The 12,618-nt window shown below is 67.3% G+C and carries 12 protein-coding genes; all 12 read left to right on the plus strand.

All coding sequences use genetic code 11. The features are described from left to right. Positions 1 to 10: 10 nt before the first annotated feature. The 12 genes from B2747_RS12190 to B2747_RS12245 all read left to right on the plus strand — a co-directional run bounded on the left by B2747_RS12190 (position 11) and on the right by B2747_RS12245 (position 12,598). Positions 11 to 1,333 carry a GAF domain-containing protein gene (locus B2747_RS12190; protein WP_291161252.1) on the plus strand — a complete coding sequence of 441 codons (1,323 nt, stop codon included), beginning with the start codon at positions 11 to 13 and terminating at the stop codon, positions 1,331 to 1,333. A 17-nt stretch (positions 1,334 to 1,350) separates the two neighbouring features. Further along, positions 1,351 to 1,695 (plus strand): hypothetical protein, encoded by a 345-nt coding sequence (locus B2747_RS12195; RefSeq protein WP_291161126.1) that lies wholly within the window; start codon positions 1,351 to 1,353, stop codon positions 1,693 to 1,695. Beyond that, positions 1,692 to 2,036, plus strand: a complete 345-nt coding sequence (locus tag B2747_RS12200) for a hypothetical protein (RefSeq protein ID WP_291161129.1) — start codon at positions 1,692 to 1,694, stop codon at positions 2,034 to 2,036. The genes B2747_RS12195 and B2747_RS12200 overlap by 4 nt, the downstream gene beginning before the upstream one ends. Beyond that, positions 2,033 to 3,040 (plus strand): MoxR family ATPase, encoded by a 1,008-nt coding sequence (locus tag B2747_RS12205; RefSeq protein ID WP_291161132.1) that lies wholly within the window; start codon positions 2,033 to 2,035, stop codon positions 3,038 to 3,040. Before B2747_RS12200 ends, B2747_RS12205 begins: the two co-directional genes overlap by 4 nt. A gap of 35 nt (positions 3,041 to 3,075) precedes the next feature. Beyond that, complete coding sequence (locus tag B2747_RS12210; RefSeq protein WP_291161134.1) at positions 3,076 to 3,981, plus strand: DUF58 domain-containing protein; 906 nt, start codon at positions 3,076 to 3,078, stop codon at positions 3,979 to 3,981. Further along, complete coding sequence (locus tag B2747_RS12215) at positions 3,978 to 5,237, plus strand: hypothetical protein (RefSeq protein WP_291161137.1); 1,260 nt, start codon at positions 3,978 to 3,980, stop codon at positions 5,235 to 5,237. The genes B2747_RS12210 and B2747_RS12215 overlap by 4 nt, the downstream gene beginning before the upstream one ends. Positions 5,238 to 5,278: 41 nt before the next feature. After that, positions 5,279 to 7,444: a DUF4175 family protein gene (locus B2747_RS12220; RefSeq protein ID WP_291161140.1), complete on the plus strand. Its 2,166-nt coding sequence runs from the start codon at positions 5,279 to 5,281 to the stop codon at positions 7,442 to 7,444. Then, on the plus strand, positions 7,441 to 8,088 hold the full coding sequence (locus B2747_RS12225) for a DUF4159 domain-containing protein (protein ID WP_291161143.1): 648 nt from the start codon (positions 7,441 to 7,443) through the stop codon (positions 8,086 to 8,088). The genes B2747_RS12220 and B2747_RS12225 overlap by 4 nt, the downstream gene beginning before the upstream one ends. Continuing rightward, positions 8,072 to 9,493, plus strand: a complete 1,422-nt coding sequence (locus B2747_RS12230; RefSeq protein WP_291161146.1) for a hypothetical protein — start codon at positions 8,072 to 8,074, stop codon at positions 9,491 to 9,493. The genes B2747_RS12225 and B2747_RS12230 overlap by 17 nt, the downstream gene beginning before the upstream one ends. 49 nt (positions 9,494 to 9,542) lie before the next feature. Then, the gene (locus tag B2747_RS12235) at positions 9,543 to 10,475 is read left to right on the plus strand and encodes a histone deacetylase family protein (RefSeq protein ID WP_291161149.1); all 933 of its coding nucleotides are present in this window, start codon (positions 9,543 to 9,545) and stop codon (positions 10,473 to 10,475) included. A gap of 83 nt (positions 10,476 to 10,558) precedes the next feature. Beyond that, a complete protein-coding gene (locus B2747_RS12240; protein ID WP_291161152.1) occupies positions 10,559 to 11,575 on the plus strand; it encodes a magnesium transporter CorA family protein in 1,017 nt (338 codons plus the stop codon). 24 nt (positions 11,576 to 11,599) lie between these two features. Beyond that, positions 11,600 to 12,598, plus strand: a complete 999-nt coding sequence (locus B2747_RS12245; protein WP_291161155.1) for a serine/threonine-protein kinase — start codon at positions 11,600 to 11,602, stop codon at positions 12,596 to 12,598. Positions 12,599 to 12,618 lie beyond the last annotated feature (20 nt).

Raw genomic sequence — 12,618 nt, forward strand, 5'->3', positions numbered from 1 at the left:
CGTGGTGCACATGCGTGATGCGCGTGAGCTGCTGGCGGTGCGTGAGGTGGCGCATGCGTTCCTGCTGGCCGAGCAGCCAGGTGATGTGCAGCAGTTTGCGCTGGATCGCGTCACCCCGTTGCTGGGTGCGCAGTTCTCGCTCGTCATGCAACTGAGCAGCGATGGTGACCTGTTGCGACCTGTCGCGCAGCACGAATGGCCCGCGCCATACCGGGCGTGGATCGGTGCGCTGCGTGTGCGGGTGGGTGACGGTCCCAGTGGTATTGCGGTGGCCGAGCGACGGCTGGTGGAAGTGGAGGACCTCTTCGCGCAGCCGGAGCTCGAGACCTGGCATGAGGTGGCGCGGGAGCTCGGCTTTCGATCCATTCTTGCCGCGCCACTGGAAACGGCGGACGGGCCGATTGGTGCGGTGGCGTTCTACTTTGCCGACGCCACGCAGCTGAGTGAGGAACAGCGTACGCTGGTGCGGCTCGTTTCCGATCAACTGGCGGCGGTCACCGACAAGGTGCGTCGCGTCGATGCTCTCAGACGGGCCAATGCGGCGCTGGCCGATGCCAACGCACAGTTGGAGGGGCAGGCGCACGAATGGAGTCAGCGAGCCTGGCAGCGTGCACGGCAGGAGCAGGCCATGGTGCAGGCCCTGCAGCGGCTCACCGACCCGACCGATACGCGAGACGCCGCGGACCGCCTGAGAGCGGTGCGCACGCTGACAGATCATGCGGCGCGCCTGCTGGCCCTGCCGGGGCCGTCGACGCCGGTTCGCACGGATGAGGTGGACCCGCGCACACCCATGCGTGATGCGCTGGACCGTTGGCGCGCGCGTGCGCCCATGCTCTCCATGCACCTTGTTGAACCCACGGTGCTGTTGCCCACCATGGTGACCGACGCCGCGCTACTGACGGACGCGCTCGAGCTCACCCTGGGGCTTGCCGCCTGCGGCGCCTGCACTGCGGATGGCGATGTGCGGGCATCCATCCGAGTGGAACGCGGCTGGATGGCGCTCTCGGTGGAATGGCGCGGGCAGGTGGTGCTGGAGCCGGTTCCTTCGACCGAAAACGGCCAGCTCACCTGGTCGGGCACGGACCACGCGAATCGCGCGCCATCCAGCCAACTTCCACCGGATCCTCTGCGTATACTTCAGGTGCGGCCGGAGGCGCTCGAATGGGTCGCCGGCAGCCCGTACGCTGCCGTGAAACAGGCGGTGGCGACCATTGATCTGCCACTGGTTCGCGCCATGGTGCAGCGCCTTGGCGGCGACCTGCGGCTTGATGCCGAGGCCGGGCTCGACGCCCAATCGCAGGAAATCCGCCTCGTATTTCCCATCACCGCGTGAACTGCAGCCCCCAACGCATGTCTTCGTCACATCAGCAGTCGTCCCGCCAGTTGCAGGAGAGCCTCACGACCTGGTCCGTGTCTGAGGTGTTGCAGCAGGCCGTTGAATTCTTCGCGCGCCAGAGTGGCATTTACAGCGCGTTCCCCGAGAAACAGGGACCGAGCCACGTGGTGCTGCGCGGACAGGGTGGCGAGGAACTCGTCATCGCGGCGCGTGAAACGCCGCAGGGGACGGCCGTATCGGGGTCGAGCTATCTCTTCGATCAGCAGGTGGCGCGTTTCCTCGCGTCCATGCCGCCGGTGGGCAGTCTGCCCGTCTCGGCATCCGCCGCCCTTCCCGCGAGCGTCGAGGGTGGGGCATGAGCGCGACGCCTTCTGCGGCTCAGCAGTTCGTGAATGCGCTGCGTGTGCGTCCGGGTGTGCTCGAGGCGGCGCCGGTTGCAGCGGCGCAATGGATGCTGCGCGTGCAGGCCGCCGACGTGTTCGACGCCGTGCGTGTGGCCTGTGAGCCGACCACGCGGGTTGCCGACATGAAGGCGCTGGCCATGCAGGCGCTTCTGCCTGACGTGGCGCAGCATGACACCTATCTGGTCAAGCTGCATGGCGCCGAGATCACCAACGAAACGCTGACACTGGAACAGGTGGGCGCCAGGAACGCGTCCACGTTGTTCCTCACGTCGCGTCGCCGGCGTCCGCTGCGGTGACCACGACGGCGGCGTCGGATACCGCGCGTCTCATCGAGGCCGTCCATCAACTGCGCGCGCAGATCGCGCGGCGCGTGGTGGGGCAGGATGCGGTGGTGGAAGAAATCCTCATGGCCTTGGTGGCGGGTGGTCACGCGTTGCTGGTGGGTGTGCCGGGGCTCGCCAAGACGCTGATGATCCGCTCGGTGGCGGATGCCATGCAATTGGTGTTTCGTCGCATCCAGTTCACGCCGGATCTTGTGCCCAGCGACATCACCGGCACGGAGATTCTCGAGGAGAGCACCAGTGGGCACCGCGCCTTTCGCTTCGTACAGGGGCCGGTGTTTGCCAACATTGTGCTGGCGGACGAGATCAATCGCGCACCGCCGCGCACGCAGGCCGCGCTGCTCGAGGCCATGCAGGAGCACAGCGTGACGGCGGCCGGCCAGACCATGCGTTTGCCGGAGCCGTTCTTCGTGTTGGCCACGCAGAACCCCATCGAGCAGGAAGGCACGTATCCGCTGCCTGAAGCGCAGCTCGATCGCTTTCTGTTCGACATTCGCGTGGGCTATCCGAGTGAAGCGGATGAGGTATCGATTCTCCGCGCCACCACGGGAACGGCCACTGGTGCCATCACGCCGGTCTTCACGGGCGAGGATGCGCTGGCGCTGCAGCGCGCCGTGCGCGCACTGCCCTGCAGTGAGTTGCTGCTGCAGTACGCCGCGCGCCTGGTGCGCGCTTCGCGTCCGCAGGAAGGCCAGGGGCCGGCCCTGGTGCGGCAATATGTGCGCTGGGGGGCCGGGCCACGCGCGGGGCAGGCGCTCATCCTCGGTGCGAAGGCGTCGGCGCTGCTCGCGGGTCGCGCTGCCGTGTCGCCTGCGGACATCCGGCGTGTGGCCATGCCGGTGCTGCGGCATCGTATTCTCACCAACTTTGCGGCCGAGGCCGACGGGGTGTCTTCTGAGCCCGTCGTGGAGGCCTTGCTGGCCCATGTGGCGCCGCCCAGCAGCGCCCTTGGCGACTGACACGCAAGCGCGCGTGCGGTCGGCATGGTGCTCGCATGACCCCTGAGCTCTCCGCCTACGGTCCACTGCTCGACGCGCTGCGCGGCGTGCGCTGGCCGGCGCGTCGCGCGGTGGGTGCCGCGCCGCCAGGAGGCCATCGCTCCACGCAGCGCGGGACGGCAGGTGAGTTCACGGAGTATCGTGGCTATCGCCAGGGCGATGATCCGCGAACACTGGACTGGAAGCTGCTGGCGCGCAGCGACCGGGCCTTCGTGAAGGTGAGCGAGGATCGCGCGCTGCTCACCACCTGGGTGTTGCTCGACGCCGGCGCCCGCATGGCGTATCCCGCCGATGGGCGCACGCGCAGCAAGTGGGACATGGCCTGTCAGCTCGCCATGGGCCTTGTGGCGGTTGCGCATGCGGCGGCTGATCCGGTGGGCGTGCTGGTGGCCACGGCATCGGGGCCCCTACGACTTTCCCCGCGCACACGTCGTGGTACGGTGGCCGATGCGGCACGTACCCTGTCCGGTGTTCGTGCTGGTGGCGGTGCTGGTGTCGGTGCGAACAATGGCGACTCGCGTCTTGCGCCGCTGCTGGCCACCGTGGCGCCGCGCTCCCGGGTCGTGGTGCTGAGCGACGCATTGAGTGATCTCGACGCGCTGCTCAAGACTGCGGCCTCCCAGGTGATTGGTGGGACGATGCTGGACTTCGTGCATGTCGTGGCGCGCGAAGAGCTCGATCCACCGGCCGGAGTGCATCTGGCCCGTGATCCGGTGGATCGTGCGCGTGAAGCGGTGTTGCCGGCGCGCGGGCGTTCGAGCTACACACAGAACTTCGCGGCGTTTCGTGCTGACGTCGCCGCGCGCTGGCGGGCCATCGGTGCCGGCTATCGCGAAGTCTGCACCGACGACGATGCCGCGCGTGCGGTGCGCGCGGTGATTGCGGGGGTACCGGCGTCATGATCTCGATGCTGCTGCCGTGGGTACTCGGCGTGGCCGTTGCCGGCAGCGTGGTGGTGTTCGTCTGGCACCTGCTTTCTGTCAGACAACCGCCGGAGTTGCTGCTGCCCACTGCACGCTTTGTGCCCGGTGCGGACGCCCGTGCCGTGGCGCGTCGTCCGAAGCCCAGTGACCTGCTGCTTCTGCTGTCGCGTGTCGTGGCCGTGCTGGCCATTGGCGCGGCCTTCTCGGGCCTGCGCTGCGCAAGCGGCGGTGCGCAGTACGCTCGCCTTGTGTATGTGGACCGCCAGCACACAATGGATGCGTTGCCCGCAGCATCGCGCGTGCTGGACAGCGCCTCCGTGACCGATGTGGCCGGCGACACGGTTGGGCGTTGGCAGCGGCTCGACCTGCAGGTGGACCCCGGCGCGGCCCTGGCGCGCGCATGGTCGGATGTCGCATCGCTGCTCAGAGCATATCCATCGATTGAGCAGGTAGAGCTGGCCGTGCTCTTGCCGGCATCGGTGCAAAGTCGGCGCGGATGGGACGTGTGGCGCGCACAGTGGCCGGGCCCCGTGCGGGTCGTCGCGCGAGACTCAGTCGTTCGCGATGCTGAGCGCACGGTGGTGCTGCGCGGCGCGAAAGCGGACGACGTGGTGTCGTCCGCGCTGACGGTGCATGTGCCACAGGCTGCGCCACTCCGCGACGCCGTGGCAGCGTCCAGTGAAGCGCGTACCCTGGTTACGATTGCCCGGTCGGACAGCGTGCGCATGCCCCGTGACTATGCGGGAGTGTGGGTACAATGGGTCGATGGACGCGGACCTGTACGCGATACGATGGCCGCGATGTCTGCTGCAGGTCGCACGGTCGTGGGCCCCTTTGTACGGCGTGGCGACTCACCGCGCGCTGAGGGCGGGCGCATCATCGCCTGGTGGAGCGACGGCGAACCCGCTGCCACGTCAAGAGTGCAGGGCTCAGCCTGCGTGGTTGATGTGCAAGTGGAGGTGCCACCGGGAAGTGACGTGCTGCTGTCACCGGAAGCCGGTGGACTGACGAGTGCCATTGTGAACGCCTGCGCGCCGGAGGGCCTGGCGGGCGCTTCATTGGCAGAGGACCCGGCTGCGGACACGTCGCAGTCGAGCACGGTCGCAGCAGTTCCGGCCGATCTGCTGCGCGCCCGGGTCACTGTGCCGCCACCCGATGCTGACAGGCGTTGGACCTTCGCGTTTCTGGTGTTGGCCGGTGTCGCGTTGCTGTTGGAATGGCGGATGCGCCAGTGACCGATGTGTCCGCTCGGGCGGCTCGCGCATGGCCGCAGGACATGCTGAAGGCAACGCTGCAAGACGTGCAACGGGCGCTTACGCACGCGCGGCGTGGACGTGTGCTCTTGCTGGTGATGGCTTCCGCGCTTGGGACTGCCGTGCTGGCGCGCCTGATGCTACGTGTGCCGCAGGCAGCCGCAACGCCGGGGACGACCGTTGCCGTAGTCGTGCTGTTTGGCGTGCTCGTGGTGGCTCTGGTTGTCCGCGCACGTCGAGCTGAGTGGACTGAACCCTCACTGCCTCGCGTTGCGCTATGGATTGAGGAACAGACCGAGGAAACACCGACGCACGCGCTGGTGACCTGGGCTGAGCTTGCTGCTGCACCATTGTCACCGCCCTCGTCGTGGGATTCGCCGAGTGAGGGGCTGCAGCAGTCGGCCAACGAAGTCGTGACGCGGAGTGCAAACAGCGGGGCGCTGGCGCGTGCGCTCTCGCGCCGACGCTGGGCGCTGTGGCGTGGCCCCTTGCTCTTTGTCGCCGGCGCCGTGTTGCTCTTGCTGGTTGGCGGGAAACGGCAGCCGGCCTTCAATTCGGCCACGGTCGGCAACACGCGCAGCGAAGGGCCCGCCGCCCCCGGTGCGACAGGCAGCAGTGCTGGTGGTTTGGGGCGATTGCGCATGCGGGTTGAGCCACCGCGTTACGCGGGCATTCCCGACAGCGTGTTTGACGATGCGAGCTCTGTGCGTGCACTCAGCGGCAGCCGCATTGTCGTGGAGGGCGTCGGCGTTGCACCGCATGCCACGCTGGCGGTGGTGGGCACAGACAGCGCAGGGCGCGCTGCCCCACGTGTGCTCCGTACCGCCAGCGACTCGCTGGGGGGATGGCTTCTGCGCTTTGCTGCGCAGGACGTTCCGCTGGCACTCGGCCTCCGCCGGGGGGAGGCATCGAGACTGCTGGTCGTGGAGGGTGTGCGGGACTCACTTCCCCGAGTGAGCCTCGAAGCGCCTGCACGGGACAGTGTGTTTCGCGAAGCCCGAGGTAGCCTCGTACTCGAGGCGCGGGCCAGTGACGACCTGGGCGTGGCGTCGGCTTCGTTCGAATTGGTGGTGAGTTCCGGCGAGGGTGAGCGATTCACGGTGCGCACCGTGCTGGTCGGTGCGCAACGCTACGCGCCACCGGCAAAGCGGGCCAGCTGGCGTGGCACGCTGGACCTCGCTGCGCTTGGACTCGGACCCGGGGATGTCGTACATGTGCGTGCGGTCGCCCGTGATGCGCATCCGCTGGCGAGTCGCGAAGCTGGAAGCAGTGAAACACGCGCCTTCCGCATTGCACGTCCCGCCGAGTACGACTCGGTGGCGGTGGAGCCTGCGCCACCGCCGGCGGTGGATTCGTCGCTGCTGAGTCAACGCATGCTGCTCATGCTGACCGAACGACTCGATGCACGGCAGAAGCGTATGGCGCGCGCTGAGGTGCTGCGTGAATCGCTGCGCATCGCACGGGACCAGCAGAAGCTGCGGCTGGCGGTCGGCGATGTGGTGTTTCAGCGCCTGAGCGGCGAGTCCAGTGTCGAGCATGCGCACTATGCCGGTGACGGGCATGATCATGGCGTGGATCAGCAGGGTGGCAAGCTGGCCATGAGCACCAATAGCACAACGGGCATGCTCGAAGAAGGCAACGACTCACCCATCGTGGCCATCAACAAGCCCCTGCTCGAAGCCTACAACGCCATGTGGGACGCGGGACGCGCCCTGGAGCAGGGCGATCCGCGTGGCGCCATTCCGGCGATGCGCCGCGCGCTCGAGGCCATTGAGCGCTCGCGCGCGGCCACGCGACTCTATCTGCGTGGTCGTCCGCCGCAGGTCATCGTGGACCTGGCCAAGGTGCGCCTGACCGGAAAGGACACGGGCCAAACCTTGCCGCGCAGCACACGACTGGCCGTGCCGACCTTGTCTGCACAGCGTGATGCCCGACTGGTGGCCGTGGCGGTGGAGATGGCGCGGGAGTCGGCTACCCCAAACGCAGAACGGCGCCCGGTGCGCGATTCGCTGCTGTTGCTGCGTGCGGAAGCGCTGGCCGACGATCCGGCGTTTGCGGCGGCGCTGGGCCGCCTGCTGGACGCCATGGGCAAAGGTGGTGATGTAACCAACGAGTTCGTGGCCGCGCGGCGTGTGCTCGGCAATGTGCGGCGAGCAGCGGTGCAGCCGTGGAGCAGCGGTACGCCATGACCCCTCACGATCAGCTGGCGAATCACGAGGTTCCGGCGCCCTTCGTGTTTGCCACGGCGCAGTACGAGTCCGGCGACTGGGACTCGGCTCCGTTGGTGCCGGCCAACGTGATCGACTCGGTGGCGCGCTACACGGCGCTTCCGGTACGGCCACAGGGGGTCACGGTACCGCTGTCATCGACGGCCATCATGCAGTACCCGCTTCTGTATCTCACCGGGCATCTGCCGGTGCGTTTCACCGAGCGGGAGGCGGAGACGCTGCGGCGCTATCTCGCGCGTGGCGGGCTGCTGTTCGTGGATGACCACAACCACGACGTGGACGGTGCGTTCAACAAGACCGCACGCGAAGAGATTCGTCGGGTGGCGGGCCCTCTGATGCCGCTGCCCAACACCCACGAACTGTATCGCTGTTTCTTCGTGTTCGAGAATGGTCCGCCCACTACATCGCATGAAATGAACGGGTGGGGTGACAACCTCGTGCACGAGCATCTCGACGCCGTGCTGCACGAGGGACGGATTCGTGTGCTGTTCTCCAACAAGGACTATAGTTCCGAATGGAGCTTTCACCCCGACAACAAGCGCTTCCTCTCGGTGGACAACACCAAGTTCGGCGTCAATCTGGTGGTGTATGCCCTCACCCGCTGAACGCGCGTCGGCCAGACCACGTGCCGCCTTCGAGGGCCTGTGCCGGCTCGCTGCCGTCCTCGCCTTGGCGGCCGCGCTCTGGCGCACGTCGGCCGAGCATGCGAATGCTGCGGACTATGCACCGGAAACGCTTCATCTGTCCGTCGGCCAGACGGATTCATCGCTGGCGGCGCATCTCATACAGCGCATCGGTGCACCAAACGGTGCGTCAGTTGACACGATTCCGCTCCGTCTTTCGGTGCTGCCTTCGCCATCGCAACGGGCGATGCTCGGCGTGTTGTCGCAATCGGGGACGGTGCTTCCGTGGCGCGACGGCAGCGGGAGCCGGGGCTTCGCGGCGCAGGTCGTGCGCGAGGCCGGCCCAACGGAGCCTCTTCATGTGCGGGCAGCGGTTCCGCGTGGTGCCGTGAGCCTGCGAGATGCTGGAGGGCTCATGGACTCACTGGTTGCGGGGCGGGACAGTCTCGTTGCGTGGCAATTGCGTACGGCCGCGGCGCCACTTCGTCTTGAGACCGCGCGGGCCGCGTTGAGCCTGCCCATGCCGGCGCCGACGGCCCCCAAGATGCTGCGCGTGATGGGTGAGCCCGGGTGGGAGTTCAAGTTCACGGTGGCCGCACTGGAAGAAGCGGGATGGCGTGTGGACGGCGCCGTGCGTGTTTCACCCACCGCGCGTGTGACCCTTGGCCCGGTGGCGCTGCTCGATACGGCGAAACATGCGGCGGTTGTCATTACCGACAGTACCGAGGTGGACGCGGCAAGTCTGCAGCGATTTGTGCAGCGTGGCGGTGGCTTGGTGCTCCTGGGTGATGCGCTGCGCATTCCGGCACTTGCGGCGTTGCGGCCGGCCCAGGCCACGCTGCGCCATGGCGCACTCGCTGGTGGCCTGGAGACCGATCAGCCGCTCACGGGACTTGAGCGATGGGAACTGACCCCGCGTGCCGGGGCTCAGGTTCTGCAGGCCGCCTCGGGTGATGCCGATGAGGGGCATGCGCATGAGGAGGCGCTGCTGGTGGCCCATCGGGTTGGTGCCGGCCGCGTGGTAGCCTCGGCCCATCGCGAACTCTGGCGCTGGCGCATGGAAGGTCCGGACGGTGGTCTTGAAGCGCACCGGCGCTGGTGGCAGGACGTGGTGGCGGCGGCCGGGGCGCCTTCGCCGGGCGCTACGTTCACCGCATCAGAACGTACGCCGTTTGCCGGGGACGCTGCGCCGTACGCCGACCTCGTTGGCTGGATCGGTGCTCCCATCGCCACGGACAGTGCGCCGAGTCCCCCCTCTGGTCAGACGGCGGCGCAAGTCACACGTTCCACACCATCCCGCACGCCATGGGCGGCGTGGCTCGGGGTGCTGGCCATGGCGCTGTTGTGTGCCGAGTGGGGATCGCGTCGTCTGCGCGGTCTGCGCTAGTGCGCACGTCGCGACGGCGGCTTGCCTGACGTCTTCTTCAAGGTCTGACATGAGCACTCGCGTGGCGCTGTTGTCCCACTCTGATTGCGGTGAACACGACACGGGGTGGGAGCACCCGGAACACGTGGGCCGTCTGGTCGCCATTCCGCGCGCACTCAAGCATCGGCTTGATCTCTTCGATGCGCTGCAACACATCGAAGGGCGTCACGCCAACGAAGACGAACTCGCCCTGGCGCATGATCGCGCCTACATCGCCCGGGTGCGCGACACGGTGGCGCAGGGCGGCGGACGCATGGATCCGGACACCGTACTGAGTCCGGGGTCGTGGGGGGCCATCACCGCCGGCGCCGGCTGTGTGTTGGATGGCGTGGACCTCGCGTTCTCCGGGGCGGCGTTGCGCAGCTTCAGTGCGGTACGCCCGCCCGGCCATCACGCGGTGCGCGACCGCGCCATGGGGTTCTGTCTTTTCGGCAACGTGGCCATTGCGGCGCACTATGCCGTTGCCAGACATGGTTGCGAACGGGTGCTGGTGGTGGATTGGGACGTGCATCACGGCAATGGCACGCAGGCGCTCGTGGAACATGATCCGCGCATTCGCTTCGTAAGCATGCATCAGTGGCCGTGGTATCCCGGTACGGGCGCCGCAGATGACCGCGGTCCGCATCAGAGTGTGTGGAACGTGCCCATGCCGCCCTCGCTGGCGCCGTTGCGATATACCGATGCACTGTTTTCCGCCATCGACGCGGCCACGCGGGATTTCACGCCGGATCTGGTGCTGATCAGCGCCGGATTCGATTGTCTGGCCGGCGACCCGCTTGGCGCATTCACCCTCACCATGGACGAGGTGCGGAGTATGACGCGCTTTATTGTCGCCCGTGCCGAGTCGTGGTGTGGGGGGCGTGTGGTGAGTGCGCTGGAGGGAGGCTACGCACCTGAACAGGTGGCGCAGGCCGTGCTGGTGCATCTCGAAGCGCTGGCCTGACGATGGCCCGCTCGCGAGGGGGACGCGGCGGCCGTGGCCGGCGCCATGGTGTGGGAGTTGAGCGGCCAGTCACCGAACGGGTGGTGCCTACGTCTGTCCCGGGGAAACCCGATCCGCTGCCGCGCGCGATGTATCACCCGCCGGGGGCGGCCGACGATGGCGTGGAGCTGGCCTGTCATCCGCGGGACTTCCCGCAGCGTGTAGCGTCGGGTGGCCCCCTGTGGGTGGACATCGACTCCACCGTGCGCTCGCAGCATGCGCTGTTGGAGAAGGTCTTTCATTTACACCCGCTGGCCATCGAAGACACGCTCAATCCGTCATCGCGCGTCAAGCTGGAAGAGTACCCGGACTTTGTGTACGTGGTGATGCGTGTCGTGAGCCTCGCGGCCGACACCGAGGATCCCTACGATCTCAGCAGCACCGACCTGCACTGCTTCCTCGGGCCGAGCTGGCTGGTGACGGTTCATGCGGGGCCGGTGGCGCCCGTAGAGCACGTGTGGGCCATGCTGCAGCGGACACCGGAACTGCTGGCGCGTGGGCCGGAGCGCACCTTGCACGCCATTCTCGACACCACCATCGACGCCTACTTCCCCATCCTCGATCAGGTGGACGAGTTCATCGACGGTCTCGAGGAGCGGGTGTTTGTGCGCTTCGACGAGCATGCCCTGCGCGATGTCTTTCACGTGAAGCGGCTCGTGCTCACGCTGCGGCGCTATCTGCAGCCCTCGCGTGAGGTGCTGAACGTGCTCACCAACCGGCCCTCGCCGCTGGTGGCTCCGGAGGTGCAGGTGTATTTCCGCGACATCTACGACCACGTGCTGCGCATCAACGACGCATTGGACACGTATCGGGATCTGCTGAGCAGCACCATGGACTCGTATCTCACGCAGGTGTCGAATCGGCTGGGGGCGGCCACCAAGCGTCTGTCGGTGGTGGCCACGCTGTCGCTTCCGTTCGTGACGGTGAGCGGCATGTGGGGCATGAACTTCGTCAACATGCCGCTGGCCAACTGGCCGCACGGGTTCTGGGTGCTGCTGGGCGTGCAGGTGGCATTGGCCGCGGTGCTATTTTTCGTGCTGCGACGTCGCGCGATCGCCTGACCATCTCCCACCGCCCGAGTTCCGATGTTCTGTCCAGACTGTGGCACCTGGAACCGCGCTGCCGCGGCCACCTGCACGCGCTGTGGCACGCGCCTGCCTGATGTGGCAGCGCCGCCGCTTGACGTGCCGGATGAGGAGCTGCGCGAGCTGCGGGCGGCGACAGGCAATCGCTACACGATCGTCAAGCGCCTGGGCAGCGGCGGCATGGCGCACGTGTACCTTGCGCGTCACGCCGTGCTGGGCCGGCCGCTGGTCATCAAGGTGCTGCATCGCAGCCTGTCGCAAGAGCCGGAGATGCGCGAGCGGTTCCGCCGTGAGGCGGAGGCGGCGTCACGGCTGGTGCATCCGTACATCTGCGCGATTGCCGACATGGGGACCAGCGGCAACATGGAGTATCTGGTCATGCCCTACTATGCAGGGGGATCGCTGGCCGACCTTCTGTCGCGGCGCAAGACGGTGGGCGCCACGACGGCGGCAGCGGTGGCGGCGCAGGTGGCCAGTGGGCTCGACTATGCGCATCGCCGCGGTGTCATTCATCGCGACATCAAGCCCGACAACATTCTCTTCGACGAGGATGGCAACGTGGCGCTCACGGATTTCGGCATCGCGACGGCACGCTTTCACGGCCGGTTGACGGCCAGCGGTCGCGCGATGGGCACTCCCCACTACATGTCGCCCGAGCAGGCCATGGGGCGGCTGGTGGATGGACGCAGCGATCTCTATGCGGTGGGGCTGTTGCTCTACGAGATGCTGCTGGGACATCCGCCATTCGACGGTGAGGACAGTTATGCCGTGGGCTACAAGCATGTGCATGAGGCGCCGGTGGCGCCCGATCAGGTGGATGCCCGGGTGCCGAGCGCACTCAGTGCCATCGTGATGAAGTGCCTGGCCAAGCAGCCCGCTGAACGCTACGATCGCGGATTCGAACTGGGGGACGCCCTGGTGCAGTTTCTGGCCAGTGTCGGCGGCGATGACTACCGCAACGCCCGAACCGCCCGCGTATCCGGCCTGACACCGTTCTGATCCCCTCCAATACTCCACTC

Source organism: Gemmatimonas sp. UBA7669 (genome assembly GCF_002483225.1).
GTDB lineage: Bacteria > Gemmatimonadota > Gemmatimonadetes > Gemmatimonadales > Gemmatimonadaceae > Gemmatimonas.